This window comes from Serratia proteamaculans (assembly GCF_013337185.1).
GTDB classification, from domain to species: Bacteria; Pseudomonadota; Gammaproteobacteria; order Enterobacterales; family Enterobacteriaceae; genus Serratia; species Serratia proteamaculans_D.
The window spans coordinates 543,982-561,335 of record NZ_SWDE01000001.1; the positions used below are offsets into that span (position 1 = coordinate 543,982).

Below are 17,354 nucleotides of genomic sequence, written 5' to 3' on the forward strand. Positions count from 1 at the left end.
TTCTCGCTACGCGGTTATAACAACGCAGGATAGGCACCGCCATCCAGGTGCATGTTTTGTCCGGTAATATACCCGCTTAAGTCACTGCACAGATAGACACAGGCGGCGCCAAATTCTGCCGGTAGCCCCATACGCCCGGCTGGAATTGAATCAATTTGCCCTTGGCGCGCCTGCTCGAAACTGATACCGCTCTGTTGCATCGCGACCTGCGCCATCTGTTGCTGGCGAGGAGTATCAAAACGCTCGGGCAGCAGATTATTGATAGTGACATTGTCGACGATGCACTCGCGGGACAAGCCTTTACAGGCGGCAGTCAGCCCGGCACGGGATGCGGCGGACAGTGTCATATGGGCACGTGGCGTGCTGACCATCGCCGAGGTGATGTTAATGATGCGGCCAAATTTCCGCTGCCGCATTCCCGGTACCAGCGCACGGATCAACATCAGCGGTGCCAACAGATTCCCTTGCAACGCCGCCAGCCAGGTTTGTTCGTCAAACTCAAAGAAATTCCCCGGCGGCGGGCCGGCATTGTTATTCACCAGAATATCGGCCTCCGGACAGGCCGCCAGCAAGGCATTGCGCCCTTGTTCCGTGGTGATATCGCCGCTAACGGTGAAAACGCGTCCGCCGGTTTCAGCCTTCAAGCGCTGTTGCGCGGCCAGCAGGCGAGACTCGTCACGGCCATTAATCCAAACGCTCACGCCTTCTCGCAATAGCGCGGCAGCACAGGCATAACCCAAACCACTGCTGGAGGCGCATACCAGGGCGCGTTTATCAGCCAGTCTCGTATCCATTACCCTTCTCTCCTTCATCACGGATGGTGCCCATGTCAGGCAGGTGATGTTGCATAAATGTAATGCTATCGATAAAAAATATAGACAGCAACAAAAAATATTCTTTACTATAAAAAATATATTTTATTCCTTCACGACATTTTCACCATCACCTCTACGGAGAGAGCATGAAAGAGAATGAGAGGTACGACTATATTGTGGTTGGCGGTGGATCCGCCGGTTGCGTGGTTGCCGGCCTGTTGGCAGAAAGAAGCTCAGCACGCATTTTGCTGCTGGAAGCCGGACCGGAAGACAAAGGGTTATTTATTCGCATGCCTGCCGGGTTCCCGGAAATCGTCGGCAAACTGATTTGGCCTTATCAAAGCGACGCCGAACCCAATATGCGCAACCGGGCTATGGCTATTCCACAAGGCCGGGTCCTGGGGGGCGGCAGTTCGGTGAACGGACAACTCTATGTGCGAGGCCACGCGCAGGATTATGACGACTGGGAAAACAAGTATGGTTGCACCGGTTGGGGCTATCGCGACGTGTTGCCCTACTTTATCAAGTCGGAATGCAACCAAAGCCTGCACAACGATTATCACGGCGACAGTGGCCATCTGAAAGTCAGTGACTCTGGCTATCGCCATCCGCTCAGTTACGCAATAGTCAAAGCCGGCCAGGAGCTGGGTTATCCCTACGTCAATGATTTCAACGGTGCCGGCCAGCAAGGCATTGGCTTCTATCAAACCACCACCTACCAGGGGCATCGCTGCAGCACCTCGGTGGCCTATCTGGCTCCGGTACGCCATCAGTCGAATATCGTGGTACTGACCGGCGTTATGGTTGAACGCCTGCTGCTGGAACAAGATCGCGCTACCGGTGTGGAATTCACCGATGCTGGCGGTAAACGCCGACAGGTTCAGGCCAGGCGGGAAATCGTGTTATGCGCCGGTGCCATAGGCACCCCCAAACTGTTGATGCTGTCCGGCATCGGCCCCCTCGAACATTTACGCGAAGTGGGAATTAAACCCCGGGTTGACAGTCCTTTGGTAGGCCAGCGCCTGCAGGACCACCTGCATTTCTCGGTTATCGCCAGCCTGCGCAATCCGATCAGTCTTCTTGGGCAAGACAAAGGCCTTAAGGCGCTGGCTAATGGTCTGGAATGGCTGCTGTTTAAACGCGGGATTTGCGCCTCCAACCTGCTCGAGTGTGGCGGCTTCTTTGCCACCGGCGATGACGACCGGCCTGATGTGCAATTAATGGGGCTGGCAGCGTCGGATAACGTCGATGACAAGGGCAAGCAAGCGCAGAACCAACATGCGCTATCGCTCAAGCTGGCACACCTGCGACCTCAGGCTCGCGGCGAAGTGCGGTTGCGCGACAGTCATCCGCGTTCGTTACCTCAGATAAGCCTCAATTATCTGGCCACGCCAGAAGACGTCGCGGCTCAGGTCAGAGCGGTGCGTCTTGGTCTGCAACTGTTCCAGACCCCAACGTTGGCGTCGCTGATCGACCAGGTTCTGTTACCCACTCCGGATTTGAACAGCGATGTACAACTGGCGGCGTTCGTCCGCGAGCACGGTAAAACAGAGTATCACCCCACGGGTACCTGCTGTATGGGGGCCGATCCGGCAACTTCGGTGGTTGATTTACAACTGCGGTTGCGTGGTGTGGAGGGAGTACGCATTGCTGATGCGTCAGTTTTCCCATGCATCCCGGCGGGCAATACCAATGCCCCGACTATCATGGTGGCAGAGCGCGCCGTTGACATGATGCTGGCCGCTTTCCAGGAGCAGGAACATGCATAAAAAATTAACGCTGACCTTTGATAACGGCCCCCATCCGCAGGGAACGCCGCTGGTGTTGAAGACGCTGGCAGAGTATCGGCTTTTGGCCAACTTTTTCCCTATCGGCGAGAAAATCTCCGCGCCAGGCGGTGAAGCCCTGGTCCGGTCGGTAAAGGAGGCCGGGCACCGGGTAGGCATTCATACCCTGACCCACTCACTGCCGCTGGGCCTGGGGGCGCCGGGTTTCGCCCGCCACGAAATTATCGAAGGACAGGCCCGGCTCGGTCAATACGCTGAATCCCCGCCGCTGTTCCGCCCCTATGCCGGCAAGGGGATCCTCGGGCCACATGTACTGAATCAGGAGGCGGTTGAAGTGTTGCAACAACAGGGGTTCAGTCTGGTGCTGTGGAATTCGGTGCCGCGCGACTGGGAACTGCCGACCGACGCCTGGGTGGCACGGGCGCTGGATGACCTCGCCAATAACAACTGGACGGTGATGGTCTTGCATGACGCCCGTCCTGAAGCGATGGAGCATCTGGGGTATTTCATTGAACAGGCGGTGTTGATGGACGTAGAAATCACCCAGCAACTCCCCGACTGGGTGATGCCCATCCAGGGCGGCCTGCGCCGTCATCCTTTTTCGGCGTTGATCGCCCCGGTGGCTGACTAGCCGTGCAGCAAGGAGAATGGTTATGCAACAACAAAACGTGATTGGCGAATTCCGTTATCAACAATATGCGGTCCAGCTGCCACCGCTGCTTGAAGGTCGTGAACAACGTCGGCATCAGGTGGTGATTGTTGGTGGCGGCCCGGTGGGCTTATCGCTGGCGCTGGCATTGGCGAAACAGGGCATCGCCTCGTTGGTGGTGGAAAATGACACCCAGGTGTGTACCGGCAGTCGGGCAGCCTGTATCTCTCGTCGCAGTCTGGAGATCCTCGACAAACTGGGGCTGGCCGACACCTTCGTCGATAAAGGGCTGGCCTGGACCCGGGGACGCAGTTTTTACCAGGGCGAGTTGGTGATGCAGTTCGACATGTTGCTGGATGACAACCAGCAGTTCCCGGCGATGATCAATCTGCAGCAGTATTACATCGAGCAATTTCTACTCGACGAAGTATTGCGCCACAACGATTTGATCGAGATGCGTTGGGGAACCGAGCTGCAAAGTCTGGAGCATCAAGAAGATAGCGTGACATTGTCACTCAAAGCGAACGGCATCGACTATCAACTGGAGGCCGACTGGCTGATTGCCTGTGACGGCGGCCGCAGCCGGGTACGGGAACAGTTGGGGCTGCATTTGCAGGGCGAAGTGCATCATGGGCGTTTTGCTATCGTGGATATCGAGCTGGAAAGCGACACCCCGGCCGAGCGACGGGTGTGGTTTGAAACCGCCCTGCGCCCCGGCCCGATGTGGATGCACCGCCAGCCGGACAATATCTGGCGTATTGATTACCTGCTGGAAGAGAGCGTCAGCGACGAGGACGGGCTGAAACCGGAAAACGTGCTGCCGGTGGTGGAGCGGTTCCTTGAAATGGTCGGCGAAAAGGGACAATGGCGACCTATTTGGATCAGTATGTACAACGCCAAGGCGCTGTCGCTGGACCATTACCATCAGGGTCGGGTGCTGTTCGCCGGCGATGCCGCTCATGTGGTGCCGATATTCGGCGTGCGCGGACTCAACGGCGGCCTGGATGATGCCTACAATCTGGGCTGGAAGCTGGCCTACGTGCTCAAAGGTCTGGCACCAGAGGCACTGTTAGCCAGTTATTCCAGCGAACGCCGGGCCGCCTGGCGTGAAAATGCCGGGCAAGCCAGCCGCAGTGCGGAGTTTATGTGCCCTGCCACGCCGACCGGCACCACGCTGCGCAATGCGGTATTGTCGCTGGCGGCTCGCCACCCGCAATTCTCATCGTTGATCAACCCAAGACAAACCCACAGCATTTGCTACGCCGATTCCCCCTTGAATACCCCGGAAGCGACCGATCTCGATGCCTGCGGGCCTCAGTCTGGCGCGGTGTTACCAGAATTCCCTGTGTTGCTCAACGGCAAGCCGCAGCATCTGACCCAATTGCTGGATGCACGCCATTTTACGCTGTTGCGCTTCCTGGGCCACGACACGACGGCCGCCCAGGAAATAGATCGGCAACCTTTACTGCGTGTCGTGACTATCGGCCGCCCCGGTCAATCGCAATTCGGTGACGCCGGTGAAGTTGAAGCCTCAAACGGCCAGTTGCATGCCGCCTACAGTGGCCCCGCTGGGGCGCTGTATCTGGTGCGACCGGATGGCCACGTTTGTTGGCGCTGGACCCAAAGTGACTACGCGCCCGTCGCAATGCTTGAACAGGCATTACGGCGGGCCTGCGGCTGGCAGAGTGACAACGGAGAATAATGCAATGAAGGTTAAGTTGAACGAACAACAGCTCGATGAGCTATACAGCCAGTTTTATCAGACCGCCGGGCAGTTTTCCGGCGAATCCCTGGCGCTATTTCTGTCACGGCTGAATTTGTTGCTGTTAGATGCGTTGGCGGATGAACCGGCAGCGCGGGAACTGATTGCCGAAGCCGCGCGCTTTAAGCCCTGAGCTAAAAACAGATTCAACCAGGCGATGCTTCGTTATCTGGAGGACTCGCTGTAAGTTTCGGGTCGTGCGGCTCGGCGGCCTGCAGATAGTACTCGGCGAGGTAATCAACAAAACTGCGGATGTTAACCGGCAAATAGCGTCGGTTAACGTAAACCACATACAGCGAGCGGTGGCTCCAGGTACAGTCTCTCATCAGTCTGACCAAAGCCCCGCTGGCCAGCGCTTCGCGCACTACAAACTCAGGCTCCAAAATAATGCCTCTGCCCTCCAGCGCGCTGGCCAGTAAGGCATCGCCGCTGTTGGCACGCAATGACCCAAATACCGGCACCTCGACCAGACGCCCCTCCGCATCCAGATACTCCCATTGTTCCGCCCGCGGCAACAGTGAATACACCAGACAGTTATGGTCACGCAATTCCTGTGGCGTGACGGGCGTGCCCCGCTGCTTTAAATAATCGGGGGACGCGCAAAGTATGCGAGGGATATTGCACAGCTTGCGCGCCACCAAAGACGAGTCCGACAGATTGGCTACGCGGATCGCCACATCAATTCCCTGCTCTATCAAATTAACCAACTGATCGCTCAGGCAGAACTCTACCGATACGCGAGGGTAACGACGTTGATAGCCGGCGACAATCGTCGCCAGTTCTGCCCGGCAATAGGGGTGCGGCGCACTGATACGCAATGTACCGGCCGGCTGGCCCTGATTGCCCATGTAGGCTTCCAGCGCCAGGCATTCGGCGCTAATGCGTTGGCTGTATTCAAAACATTCACGCCCGGCCTCGGTCAAGGTCATCGACCGCGTGGTGCGATGCAACAAGCGGACGCCAAAATGCTGCTCCAGCTCGGCAATGGTCTTGCTGACCCTCGGGCGCGAAAGATCTAACGCCTCTGCCGCCGCCGTAAAAGTACCGCCGGTGACCACCGCATTGAATATGCGCAATGCATTCATCATATCCATATTTACGTCCTTTTAGCCCGTTGCGTCATTAGCACAATATACACCCTCCATTGGTTCCTGTATGGCAACAGTGTGATACGGCCAGCCCACTGGTTGTTCAGCTTTGGCGCCGCTAGTTTAGCTATATCCCTCGATGAGGATCACCGCAGACTGAAATAAGGATCTCCCATGAGTAGCCAGACTAAAACGTTCGAACAATGGCAGCAGCAGGCAAACGCCCTGCAGATTGAAGGGCGTGCCTATATTAACGGCCAGTACCGGGACTCGGCCGACGGTGCCACTTTTGCCGATATCAGCCCGATAGATGGTCGTCTGTTAGCGGCCATTGCCGACTGCGACCCTGCCACCATTGATGACGCGGTTGCCGCTGCGGACCGGGCCTTCGCCGCCGGGGTTTGGCGCGACAGGTCTCCGGCCGAACGCAAAAATGTCCTGCTGCGCCTGGCCGATCTGGTGGCTCTTCACCAGGAAGAACTGGCGCTGCTGGAAAGCCTGGATACCGGTAAAACCATTCATGAATCGCTGGATATGGATATTCAGGACGTGGGTAAGGCCCTGCGCTATTACGCCGAGGCCATCGACAAACTTTCCGACGAGATTGCCCCAACCGGGGACAGTTTCCACGGCATGGTCACCCATCAGCCTTTAGGGGTGGTGGCCGTGATGACGCCCTGGAATAACCCGTTGATGATTGCCTGCTGGAAGATCGCGCCAGCGTTGGCCATGGGCAACTCGGTGGTATTTAAGCCATCGGAAAAAGCCCCGTTAACCGGCATTCGTCTGGCAGAGCTGACCCGTCAGGCCGGGATCCCCGACGGCGTATTCAATGTTGTTACCGGGGGTGCCCAGGTGGGTCAGGCTCTGGCCCTGCATCCCGGCGTGCGGGCGCTGGCCTTTACCGGTTCCACTCAGGTCGCCAAGCAACTGCTGATTTATTCCGGGCAATCCAACATGAAACGCACTTACCTTGAAGGTGGCGGTAAAAACGCGCATATCATTTTTGCCGATACGCCGGATCTGGCGCGTGCAGCGCGCTTTGCAGCACTGGGTTTTTGCGCCAATCAGGGGGCCGTTTGTGCTTCCGGTACTCGCTTGCTGGTAGAGGCGTCGATTAAACAACAATTTCTTGCCCATCTGCTGGAAGAGGTAAAGCGCTGGCAACCGGGGCATCCGCTGGATCCTGCCACCATGATGGGACCACTGATTGATGCCCGCCACCAGGCCAATGTTCTAAGTTTCGTGGAGTCTGCGCGTGATGAAGGTGCCAGCATTCTTTGTGGCGGGATCCCCGATAAAGATATCGTTACGGGTGGCCATTTCTTTGCGCCAACCATCATCGATAATGCCACACCGACCATGACCGCCTCACAAAACGAGATTTTCGGTCCGGTAGCTTCAATCATCACCTTTGAGGATGAAGAAGAAGCCATCCGGCTGGCCAACGACAACGAATACGGCCTGACCGCCGGTTTCTGGACTCCGGACATTGCCAGAGTGCACCGCATTGCCCGGCGGCTGGAGGCTGGAACCGTCTGGGTCAACCACTTCCTGACCCGCGATATTCTCTCGCCTTTTGGCGGTTTCAAGCAGTCCGGCATTGGCCGAGATTTGTCGATTCATGCCCTGCGCCAATACGGGGAAATGAAAGCCACCTGGATCGCGCTGAAAGACATCGACGCTCACTAAGGGATCGCCATGAAACCAGATAACAAGCTGACCAACCGCGGTCGTCGCCGGTTTATCACCGCCAGCCTGGCCATCGGGGCGGCAGCGGCGCTGCCCTTCGCCGGACATGCACGCCAGCCGGCACCCCACACCACCGCCAGCCGCAACGATGACCATAAATATGATTTTATTATTATCGGTGCCGGTTCGGCCGGTTCGGTGGTCACCCGTAGGCTGGTGGACGCCGGTTTAAAGGTTCTGCTGTTAGAGGCCGGGCCAAGAGATGATATGCCGGCGATCCACAACCCCCCGCAGGCCATGGAGCTGTGGCATTCTGCGGTTGACTGGGGCTTTTCGACCCAGCCCCAAATCTACGCCGGTAAACAGGACATTTACTGGCCACGCGGCAAAACGCTGGGTGGCTCCAGTGCGATCAACGGCATGATGTACGTGCGCGGCCTGCCCGCCGATTATGACAACTGGGCAGCTCTGGGTGCGACCGGCTGGAGCTGGCAGGAGGTTCTGCCTTATTTCCGCAAAGCGGAGCACTGCAATATCGCTGGATTATCCTCTATGCACGGTACCGCCGGCTTGTTGCAGGTCTCCAGCCCGGCCATGACCCCGCTGGCCCATGCCTTTGTCGAAGCCGGGCAACAGGCCGGTCTGCGATTAGTGAAGGACTACAACGACGGCCAGGACTCGAGCGGCGTCAGTTTCCCGCAGTACACCATGACACCGGACGGCAAGCGTGCCAGCGCCTGGGTCTGTTATGGCGACGCCATCAGACAGGCCGACAACCTGTCGGTGATCACCGAGGCGCGCGTGCTGAAGCTGTTGAATCAGCGCGATCGCATTACCGGCGTGCACTTTATTCATCGCGGTGTCGACTACCGCATCGAAGCACGTCATGAAGTGCTGCTGTGCGCCGGTTCGCTGATGAGCCCTGCCATTTTGCTGCACTCCGGTATCGGCCCGGCGGAGCAACTGGAGAAAATGGGCATCCCCCCTTTGGTTAACCTGCCCGGCGTGGGTGAAAACCTGCACGACCATCTGGTGTGCCCGATGGTCTGGTCATCACCGCAGCCGGTGGCTGTGGGTCTGGCCTCGGGTATTGAGGCGCAGATTTTCCATAAGTCGGCATCTCAACTTTCGGCACCGGACACCCAGTCGCTGCTGTTCACCATACCGTTCCTGCCTGGGGTTAGCCAGGGTTACACCGTCACGCCGGGTCTGGTGCGACCGCAAAGCCGTGGCCGCCTGTGGCTTAATTCTCGCGACCCCTTGCAGCCGCCATTAATGGATCCGCAGGTATATTCCGCAGGTGAAGATCTGGAGGTGATGACCGACAAAGCCTTGCTGCTGCGCGAAGTCATGCACCAGTCGGCGCTCACGCCCTGGCGCGGCAAGGAAATGGGAATGGACGGTGTGGATAACCGTCGGCAAATGCGCGACTACATCAGCCGCATGACAGGCTCATACCACCATCAGGTCGGCACCGCCCGCATAGGGACTGACAATATGGCGGTGGTCGATCCGCAATTACGGGTGCGTGGTCTGTCTGGGCTACGGGTAATAGACGCTTCCGTGATGCCGGTCATACCTACCGGTAATACTAACGCCCCCAGCATCATGATCGGTGAAAAAGCCGCCGATATGATCCTGTCGGGCCATCAAACCAAGGCGATATAATCATGACCACAACCGTATTGATTACCGGTGCCAACAAGGGGCTGGGCTGTGAAACCGCCCGCCGACTGGCCGAAAGTGGCTGGCGCGTCGTACTCGGCGCCCGTGACCCTTTGCGCGGCGAGCAGGCGATTGAGGCACTGGCATTGTTGGGATTAAAGGCTGAACTGCTGGTGCTGGATGTCACCTCGGAAGAATCGGTCCGGCAGGCTGCGGCTGATTTCAGCAAGACTTACGGCCAACTCGATGTGTTGATCAATAATGCCGGGGTTGGCGGTTCACGTGAGCATCCAACGGAAACCGGTGCCGCCGCACTGGCGGAGATATACCAGACCAATGTTTTTGGCGTGGTGCGCATGATGCAGGTTTTTCTGCCCTTGCTGCAGACGGCAGAAAATCCCAGAGTGGTGATGGTGTCCAGTTCACTGGGTTCATCACATACCATGACCGGCAAAGGCGGCGCGACTTTCGAGGCCGGACTTTTACAACTGGCCTATCCGTCCTCCAAGGCGGCGCTCAACATGCTGGTCACCCAGTATGCCAAGGCATTGCCGGCGATCAGAATCAATGCCGTTAACCCGGGCTTTACCAAAACCGACCTTAACCACCATACCGGCCATCAAACGCTGACCGAAGGCACGGATGCCATTGTGGCACTGGCTTCTATCGACAAGGATGGCCCCACCGGCAGATTCTTTGACCGTCACGGTGAAATCCCCTGGTAAGACCCGAGCAATGTAACGCCCCTCAGGCTAAATTCGCTTAATTTCTAAGCAACGATTTATTTATAATAAGTTGTTGCTTAAAAAACACTCAGGCGTAAACCTGGCCACCATCAGAAAATTGTCAGCAAAATAAGTGCATTGGCTTAGTACCCCTAATTTTATTGCGGGCACAATATGTGCCTTGTCAACTCTCCTGTCATGCCTCTACCGCGTCATTATTGGCCAATAAACCACCAATTTATTGTTTTTAATAGAAAAAACATTAAATACCCCCCGGCTAAATAACTATTGAGCCGGGGGGTAAAAAGCCATATATTGGGCGCGTTTTTTCACGGTAGTTACTTATTCAATTTAATAATTCAACTAGGGCGTTACTGATACCCCCAGTTGTAGGAGAGATATGATGACGGATAAAGTCCGTATTGATAATTTCGGTGTGAGTTTAGAAAATGTAAACAACGAAACATATTTGGCGAGACAAGCCGAATTTGAATCGAATGTCAGGAGTTACCCCCGTAAATTGCCGTTGGCAATTGCGAAAGCCCAAGGCGTGTGGATCACCGATGTTGAGAATAATCAATATCTTGATTGCCTGGCTGGTGCGGGTACGCTGGCTCTGGGTCATAACCATCCTGACGTCCTTCAAAGCATCCAAAATGTCATTACCAGCGGCTTGCCGTTACATACTCTCGATCTTACAACGCCGTTGAAAGATCAGTTCTCAGCTTATTTGCTCTCTTTATTGCCAGGACAGGGCCAGGAGTACTGCCTGCAGTTCTGTGGCCCTTCGGGCGCAGATGCGGTTGAGGCCGCACTGAAACTGGCGAAAAAGCACACCGGTCGTTCTGGCGTGATCAGCTTCTCCGGCGGTTACCATGGCATGACCCATGGCGCGCTGGCAGTCACAGGCAACCTGTCACCGAAAGAAGCGATTAACGGCATGATGCCGGAAGTTCAGTTTATGCCTTACCCGCATGAGTACCGCTGCCCGCTGGGTATCGGTGGCGAAGCCGGCGTTAAAGCACTGACCTACTATTTTGAAAACCTGATTAATGACGTCGAAAGCGGCGTGCGCAAACCTGCGGCGGTCATCCTGGAAGCGGTTCAGGGTGAAGGCGGCGTCAACCCGGCTCCGGTCGAATGGTTGCAGCGCATTCGCAAAGTCACTCAGGAACACGGCATTTTGCTGATTATCGACGAAGTTCAGGCCGGCTTTGCCCGTACGGGTAAACTGTTCGCCTTCGAACACGCCGGTATTGAGCCGGACATCATCGTGATGTCCAAAGCGGTAGGCGGCGGCTTGCCACTGGCGGTATTGGGCATCAAGAAAGAATTTGATGCCTGGGAACCTGGCCACCATACCGGCACCTTCCGCGGTAACCAACTGGCGATGGCCACCGGCCTGACCACCCTGCAGCACCTTAAAGATAACAACGTGGCCGGTAAGGTCGCCGCACAAGGCGAATGGCTGAAAGCCAAGCTGGCCGAGCTGCAAAAACGTTATCCGGCCATTGGCCACGTGCGCGGCCTGGGCTTGATGATTGGCATGGAAATCGTTAAACCGGACGAAGCTCAGGATCATATGGGTTGTTACCCGGCGGATCCTCAGTTGTCTGCCCTGCTGCAGAAGAAATGTTTCGAAGCCGGGTTGATCCTCGAGCGTGGCGGCCGTAACGGCAACGTACTGCGTCTGCTGCCTTCCCTGTTGATCACCAACGACGAACTGGGCATTTTCCTGGATAAATTTGAACAGGCCCTGTTAGCCGCCGGCGTCAAGCCTGTAGGTATGGAGTGAATTCGATGTCCCGGTTAAACCCGATTCTGGCCGCTTCGGCGCAAAGCACCGAAGCCTACCAGCAAGCGATCGAGCAAAGCAGCCAGGCGGTAGTGCAGTGGCTGCAACAACCCGAGATGTATCAGGGGAAAACCGTTGCCGAACTGCGTGAACGCATTACGCTGGATTTTAATCCTCAGGGCCTGGGCAACCAGGCAGCAATCGAACGCGCGATTGAGTACTTTTTAAAAGACAGCCTGTCGGTGCATCACCCACAGTGTGTCGCGCATTTGCATTGCCCAAGCCTGGTGATTAGCCAGGCGGCGGAAGTGCTGATCAACGCCACCAACCAGAGCATGGACTCCTGGGACCAAAGCCCTTCAGCCACCATCATCGAGATGAAGCTGATCGAGTGGTTGCGTACCCAGGTCGGTTATCAGCCTGGCGATGCCGGTGTGTTTACCAGCGGCGGTACCCAGAGCAACCTGATGGGGCTGATGCTGGCACGCGATGCCTTCTTCGCCAAGCAGGGTCACTCTGTGCAACAGGATGGTCTGGTCGGTAACCTGCGCAAGATTAAAGTCTTGTGTTCTGAAAACGCCCATTTCTCGGTGCAAAAGAACATGGCGTTGCTCGGTCTGGGTTATCAATCCGTTACGCTGGTGAAAACCGATGAGTTCGCGCGGATGGATGTGAACGACCTGGCCGAAAAACTGGCGCAAGCCAAGGCCAATGGCGAACAGATCCTGGCGATTGTTGCCACCGCAGGCACCACCGATGCCGGTGCTATCGACCCACTGCGTGCGATTGCGCAGTTGGCGGCAGAACACCAAGTTTGGGTGCATGTTGATGCAGCCTGGGGCGGCGCGTTGCTGCTTTCAGAGAAGTACCGTGACTATCTGGACGGCATTGAATTGGTGGATTCCATTACTCTGGACTTCCATAAACAATTCTTCCAGACAATCAGCTGCGGCGCCTTCCTGTTGAAAGAGGCCCGTCACTATGAGCTGATGCGCTATCAGGCGGCCTACCTGAACTCCGAATTCGACGAAGCTCAGGGCGTGCCTAACCTGGTGTCCAAATCCTTGCAGACCACCCGCCGTTTTGATGCGTTAAAACTGTGGATGGGGCTGGAGGCATTAGGTCAACAGCAATACGCTGCGATCATCGATCACGGTGTGACGCTGGCGCAACAGGTTGCCCACTATATCGGCGACCAACCGGCGTTGGAACTGGTGATGCAGCCACAGTTGGCCAGCGTGCTGTTCCGCTACCGTCCGCAGTCATTAGCCGCCAGCGGCGATGCTGCCGTGGCACTGCTGAACCAGCGGATTGGCGATGCACTCCTGGAGTCAGGTCGCGCCAACGTTGGGGTAACCGAATTTAATGGCGTAACCTGCCTGAAAATGACGTTGTTAAACCCAACGGTCAGCCTGGACGATATCAAAGTCCTGCTGGCACTGGTGGAAAAAACCGCGCAGCAATTGCCTGCCGCCTAATCCACCTGCCCTGACCAGCAGCGAAAAGCCGATAACCTTTGTGGGTTATCGGCTTTTTATTTGCCCATCACCAAGGCACGACTTTCCCCAGGTAGTCGAGGTAATGCAGTCCCGAACGCCCGGCATAAGTTTCAATGGTGTTAAGCAGGTTCGGAATGCTCTCGTCGATGCTCAAACGCCCTTCTGAACCGCCCAATTCGGTACGCACCCAGCCTGGAGCCATCAACAACAAGGTTCGCGGATCATCACTATTACGCGCGGCGTAACTACGCATCAGCATATTTAGTGCAGATTTACTGGCCCGATAAACCTCGAACTTGCCATTGGTGTTGTTAGTCAGGCTACCTTGCCCGGAGGACATCACACCGAGGGTCCCGGCTGGCGTTACCAAATCCTTAAAGGTCTCAATCACCCGCATCGGGCTGAGCGCATTAGTGACCATCACCCGGTTGAACTCTTCGGTCGAAACGTCCGCTATGGTCTCGCGATCGTCATTTTTTACCCCGGCGTTAACAAACAACAGATCAAAATGCCGTTCAGAAAGGCGCTTATGTAACGCTTTTACCTGCTCAGGCAGCGTGATATCGGCCGTCTCCACCTCAAGGCTGTCAGGGTATTTTCCTGCCAGACGATAAAGCGGCTCTTTAGATGACTCGCGGCCGGTGGCGACCACTTTATCGCCACGTTTCAGCAGTTCTTCTGCCATCGCAAAGCCCAGCCCCCGGGATGCGCCGATCAGCAGAACGGTCTTTGATGATAAATGAGGTGTTGGCATGGATCATTTCCTTAGCATTTCAGTTGTTTTGTGATGCAGAAAATATAACTATGCAGAATAGATTGCGGAAGACGCAGCATTTGCACTTATAACATGCACCCAACGCCTGCCTTCATTGATAGTTCAGGATGCCCGATATGACAGACCCCGATCTCAATTTACTGATTGCTCTCGATGCCCTGCTTACCCTGGGCAGCGTGGCGGGTGCTGCCCGCAGGCTTAAGCTAAGTGCTTCTGCGATGAGCCGCACGCTTAGCCGCCTGCGAGCGGTCACTGGCGATCCTTTATTGGTGCGTGCCGGCCGCAAGATGGTGTTGACACCCTATGCCGAAGAGATTCGCGAGCGAACGCAAAACGTGGTGTTCGAAGCCCGTGCGGTACTTCGCCCTGCGGTATCAGATCTGAGTTTATCCAGCCTGGAGAGAACCTTTACCCTGCGCGCCAACGAAGGTTTTGTCGAGGCCTTTGGTGCCGTGCTGATCGCAGCGGCGGCACAGGAAGCCCCTTCGGTACGCCTGTGTTTTGCCCCCAAGCCAGAGAAAAGCTCCACCCATTTGCGCGAAGGTCTGGTCGATCTTGAGATTGGCGTGCTGGGGGTAATGGGGCCGGAGATTCGTTTGCAGGCCCTGTTCCGTGACCGATTTGTCGCGGTAGTCCGCAAAGGTCATCCGTTTGAACAACAGACCGAGATTACGGCCCAACAGTATGCCGCCTGTGGTCATGTGGTGGCCTCACGCCGTGGACTATTAACCGGGCCGGTAGACCAGGCGCTGGCCGAATTGGGACTGGAGCGCAAGATTGCCGCCGTGGTGCCGAGCTTCCCCGCCGCGCTGGCGGTGGCGCAGGCCTCTGATTTGGTGGCATTGGTCCCGGCCTCCTTTTTGATCAACCACCCCGTAGGCAATGACGATGCTTCCACACTTTATGCTTTTGAACTGCCGGTAAAAACGCAGGGCATTACCGTTTCGCAAATGTGGCATCCACGCTTGGAAGCCGATGCGGCTCATCGCTGGCTGCGACAGTTAGTTTTGCGGGTGGTTAAACAGCGCTTTGAAATTCGGAAGTTTTAAGGATTCGATGTCGGGCGCATTCATTAATGCCGGAGGGAACGTTGAGCCGATTGGCTAACCATGTGAAATGGGAAAATGCTTATTAAACTCACCCCAAGATTTTTCACCTTTAGCTTTAAAGGGGTCTTAATCGGGTTAGCGTCCACTATGCAGTGCAGGTAAAACGATGACGCCCAATCAATCGAAACACTGCAAAGTGGAAGGCGAATATTAACGTACTGAATTAAAATCTCTAACCTTATGTAACTAAAGAAACCGAAAAGGTGACAATTGATTCACTCGGAATAACAGCCACTCAAAATATAAGCGCAAAATAGACTATTCCCTGCGCATAAAAGTTAGCAACCCTTATTATCCCTGGCCACATCAGGGTTTAATAGGTAATCAACAACTTCATCATCCACACATTGATTAACGTCGTAAAGCGCAATGGTATGCCCATCCCCTTTTACCGTAATCAATGGGCTATTAAAATACTTTGCCATCTTTGCCGCCCCAGCGTATGGCGTGGCAGGGTCATAAAGCTGTTCAACAAATAATAAGGGAGGCAGTTCAGGAGAAACGACCGGAACATGGGGATGCAGCTTCCCTTTGAACGGCCAGAAGTCGCAAGTATTACGCGGAGACTCGGTCTTGGCGGGATAATTACTGAACCCCGAAGCTTCCACTTGCCTCTGCGCCAGTAGCCGGCTCTGGTGAATATCAGCGTCTGGATTAGCCGAGTCTGCACAGGCGATCACCAGTAAGTTATCAGCCTCTTGCTCGGCCTGACTTTTGGTATCCGAGCCATCCTTATGATAAGCCAGTGGGCCTGGCTGTACCCTGTTTTGCGCCCTTGGCCTATAGTTTTGATCTGGAGCCGCTTCACCCTCTTCAGTTTTTTCCAATTTTGCCAGCGTTGGGTAATCGAAGTTATCGCTATCTATTGAGCGCAACAGTTTCGCCAATGCTGGCCAATCCTCTGATGAATACAGTGTATTGGTCGTGGCCAAAATAATATCGCCTGATCCTATTTCTTCATCGTTATTATCGGTCAGCCCCAGAGCATCCACTTTTTTAAGCAGTTGGTGATAGATCGCAGTAGCATTCTTTTTATTTAACTGACAGACCTGCTCCTTTTCGCAGTAGCCGGCAAATCTTTCGAACGACTGCTGAAAGGACAGCGCCTGTTTATAATCACTGGTGACGCCGTCTTCCGTTATGTCCACCACGCCGTCCAATACCATGGCTCTGACTTTATTGGGGAATCGTTCGGCATAAATTTGCGCTACCTGGGTGCCGTAGGAATAACCAATAACATTTAATTTGTCGCCCCCCAAAGCGTTTCGCAGTACCTCAAGATCATTGACCGCCTCATCGGTACCTATATGTTTCAGCACCTTAAGTCCGGTATTAATAGTGCAGCCCTGTACCCAGTCCGCATTTTGCTTTTCAGCAGTGTCCCTATCAACGTCTACATCCGACTCGGGTGACGGACAAAGTATCCCGGGTCTGGACTGCCCGACACCTCGTGGGTCATAGCCAATAATATCGAAGTTTTCGTTTACTGTTTCTGCTACCAGGGAAACCCGTATCCCTGGCAAGCCAGGGCCGCCGGCAACGTTCACCAGACTACCCTGTTTTTCACCGGTGGCCGGTAAACGCGTTACCGCCAATCTGACGGTTTCACGAGTATTATCATCGTCATAAGACAATGGTGCTTCAAGATAACCACATTGCAGACGATCGGGGATCTCTTCCTGACCAAACCATTGACCAAATTGGCCGTTATCACAGGATTGCCAATCTATCGCCTTAACCGGAACGGATGCCAGACTGGTGGCCAAAGCTGCATAGGGAGAGAAAATAATGGCTATAAAAGCGACTTTCAAAAAACTCACGGTAAACCCTCAGCTTAAAAAACACGATTGCCTAACTCCAGGCTCCTTATTATGTCGGTGAACATTCAAGATTTGGTCAACAGATTCGTTTTATGCCAGCTCATACCATGGATGCCGTCAACTCGTCTTAACGAGACTCCAGACTAACAATTACCGCCAAAAAGCAACATATC

At 55.3% G+C, this 17,354-nt stretch carries 14 protein-coding genes; 10 read left to right on the forward strand and 4 right to left on the reverse strand.

All coding sequences use genetic code 11. The features are described from left to right. Nucleotides 1–14: 14 nt before the first annotated feature. On the reverse strand, nt 15–794 hold the full coding sequence (locus FCL49_RS02560; RefSeq protein WP_174352296.1) for an SDR family oxidoreductase: 780 nt from the start codon (nt 792–794) through the stop codon (nt 15–17). A gap of 167 nt (nt 795–961) precedes the next feature. On the opposite strand from FCL49_RS02560, the gene FCL49_RS02565 reads away from it, so the two are divergent. The 4 genes from FCL49_RS02565 to FCL49_RS02580 are packed head-to-tail and all read left to right on the forward strand — an operon-like array spanning nt 962 to nt 5,146. Beyond that, nucleotides 962–2,584: a GMC family oxidoreductase gene (locus FCL49_RS02565; protein WP_174352297.1), complete on the forward strand. Its 1,623-nt coding sequence runs from the start codon at nt 962–964 to the stop codon at nt 2,582–2,584. Continuing rightward, a complete protein-coding gene (locus FCL49_RS02570; RefSeq protein ID WP_174352298.1) occupies nt 2,577–3,233 on the forward strand; it encodes a polysaccharide deacetylase family protein in 657 nt (218 codons plus the stop codon). The genes FCL49_RS02565 and FCL49_RS02570 overlap by 8 nt, the downstream gene beginning before the upstream one ends. 22 nt (nt 3,234–3,255) lie before the next feature. Continuing rightward, the gene (locus tag FCL49_RS02575; protein WP_174352299.1) at nt 3,256–4,953 is read left to right on the forward strand and encodes an FAD-dependent monooxygenase; all 1,698 of its coding nucleotides are present in this window, start codon (nt 3,256–3,258) and stop codon (nt 4,951–4,953) included. A 4-nt stretch (nt 4,954–4,957) separates the two neighbouring features. Continuing rightward, the gene (locus FCL49_RS02580; protein ID WP_174352300.1) at nt 4,958–5,146 is read left to right on the forward strand and encodes a hypothetical protein; all 189 of its coding nucleotides are present in this window, start codon (nt 4,958–4,960) and stop codon (nt 5,144–5,146) included. A 13-nt stretch (nt 5,147–5,159) separates the two neighbouring features. Here FCL49_RS02580 and FCL49_RS02585 read toward each other — a convergent pair whose 3' ends face one another. Beyond that, entirely contained in the window at nt 5,160–6,107 is a 948-nt protein-coding gene (locus FCL49_RS02585) for a LysR family transcriptional regulator (protein ID WP_174352301.1), read from the reverse strand. Nucleotides 6,108–6,275: 168 nt separating this feature from the next. On the opposite strand from FCL49_RS02585, the gene FCL49_RS02590 reads away from it, so the two are divergent. The 5 genes from FCL49_RS02590 (at nt 6,276) to FCL49_RS02610 (ending at nt 13,456) form a co-directional block, all read left to right on the forward strand. After that, nucleotides 6,276–7,793, forward strand: coding sequence for an aldehyde dehydrogenase family protein (locus FCL49_RS02590; RefSeq protein WP_174352302.1), 1,518 nt, complete (start codon nt 6,276–6,278; stop codon nt 7,791–7,793). A 9-nt stretch (nt 7,794–7,802) separates the two neighbouring features. Next, on the forward strand, nt 7,803–9,461 hold the full coding sequence (locus FCL49_RS02595) for a GMC family oxidoreductase (protein WP_174352303.1): 1,659 nt from the start codon (nt 7,803–7,805) through the stop codon (nt 9,459–9,461). Between the two features lie 2 nt (nt 9,462–9,463). Next, nucleotides 9,464–10,183 carry an SDR family oxidoreductase gene (locus FCL49_RS02600; RefSeq protein ID WP_174352304.1) on the forward strand — a complete coding sequence of 240 codons (720 nt, stop codon included), beginning with the start codon at nt 9,464–9,466 and terminating at the stop codon, nt 10,181–10,183. A 403-nt stretch (nt 10,184–10,586) separates the two neighbouring features. After that, entirely contained in the window at nt 10,587–11,978 is a 1,392-nt protein-coding gene (locus FCL49_RS02605; RefSeq protein WP_174353442.1) for a diaminobutyrate--2-oxoglutarate transaminase, read from the forward strand. A gap of 5 nt (nt 11,979–11,983) precedes the next feature. Next, nucleotides 11,984–13,456 carry a pyridoxal phosphate-dependent decarboxylase family protein gene (locus tag FCL49_RS02610; RefSeq protein WP_174352305.1) on the forward strand — a complete coding sequence of 491 codons (1,473 nt, stop codon included), beginning with the start codon at nt 11,984–11,986 and terminating at the stop codon, nt 13,454–13,456. Nucleotides 13,457–13,523: 67 nt separating this feature from the next. Here FCL49_RS02610 and FCL49_RS02615 read toward each other — a convergent pair whose 3' ends face one another. After that, nucleotides 13,524–14,231, reverse strand: a complete 708-nt coding sequence (locus FCL49_RS02615) for an SDR family NAD(P)-dependent oxidoreductase (protein ID WP_174352306.1) — start codon at nt 14,229–14,231, stop codon at nt 13,524–13,526. A gap of 137 nt (nt 14,232–14,368) precedes the next feature. Between FCL49_RS02615 and FCL49_RS02620 the strand changes: the two genes are divergently transcribed. Then, nucleotides 14,369–15,301 carry a LysR family transcriptional regulator gene (locus FCL49_RS02620; protein WP_174352307.1) on the forward strand — a complete coding sequence of 311 codons (933 nt, stop codon included), beginning with the start codon at nt 14,369–14,371 and terminating at the stop codon, nt 15,299–15,301. Between the two features lie 338 nt (nt 15,302–15,639). On the opposite strand, the gene FCL49_RS02625 is transcribed toward FCL49_RS02620, so the two are convergent. Further along, complete coding sequence (locus tag FCL49_RS02625; RefSeq protein ID WP_174352308.1) at nt 15,640–17,181, reverse strand: alpha/beta hydrolase; 1,542 nt, start codon at nt 17,179–17,181, stop codon at nt 15,640–15,642. Nucleotides 17,182–17,354: the final 173 nt, after the last annotated feature.

Coding starts and splice junctions, on each gene's coding strand:
- FCL49_RS02615 (WP_174352306.1), bottom strand. CDS start 14,231: ATGCCAACACCTCATTTATCATCAAAGACCGTTCTGCTGATCGGCGCA.
- FCL49_RS02560 (WP_174352296.1), bottom strand. CDS start 794: ATGGATACGAGACTGGCTGATAAACGCGCCCTGGTATGCGCCTCCAGC.
- FCL49_RS02600 (WP_174352304.1), top strand. CDS start 9,464: ATGACCACAACCGTATTGATTACCGGTGCCAACAAGGGGCTGGGCTGT.
- FCL49_RS02610 (WP_174352305.1), top strand. CDS start 11,984: ATGTCCCGGTTAAACCCGATTCTGGCCGCTTCGGCGCAAAGCACCGAA.
- FCL49_RS02605 (WP_174353442.1), top strand. CDS start 10,587: ATGACGGATAAAGTCCGTATTGATAATTTCGGTGTGAGTTTAGAAAAT.
- FCL49_RS02620 (WP_174352307.1), top strand. CDS start 14,369: ATGACAGACCCCGATCTCAATTTACTGATTGCTCTCGATGCCCTGCTT.
- FCL49_RS02585 (WP_174352301.1), bottom strand. CDS start 6,107: ATGGATATGATGAATGCATTGCGCATATTCAATGCGGTGGTCACCGGC.
- FCL49_RS02590 (WP_174352302.1), top strand. CDS start 6,276: ATGAGTAGCCAGACTAAAACGTTCGAACAATGGCAGCAGCAGGCAAAC.
- FCL49_RS02575 (WP_174352299.1), top strand. CDS start 3,256: ATGCAACAACAAAACGTGATTGGCGAATTCCGTTATCAACAATATGCG.
- FCL49_RS02570 (WP_174352298.1), top strand. CDS start 2,577: ATGCATAAAAAATTAACGCTGACCTTTGATAACGGCCCCCATCCGCAG.
- FCL49_RS02595 (WP_174352303.1), top strand. CDS start 7,803: ATGAAACCAGATAACAAGCTGACCAACCGCGGTCGTCGCCGGTTTATC.
- FCL49_RS02580 (WP_174352300.1), top strand. CDS start 4,958: ATGAAGGTTAAGTTGAACGAACAACAGCTCGATGAGCTATACAGCCAG.
- FCL49_RS02565 (WP_174352297.1), top strand. CDS start 962: ATGAAAGAGAATGAGAGGTACGACTATATTGTGGTTGGCGGTGGATCC.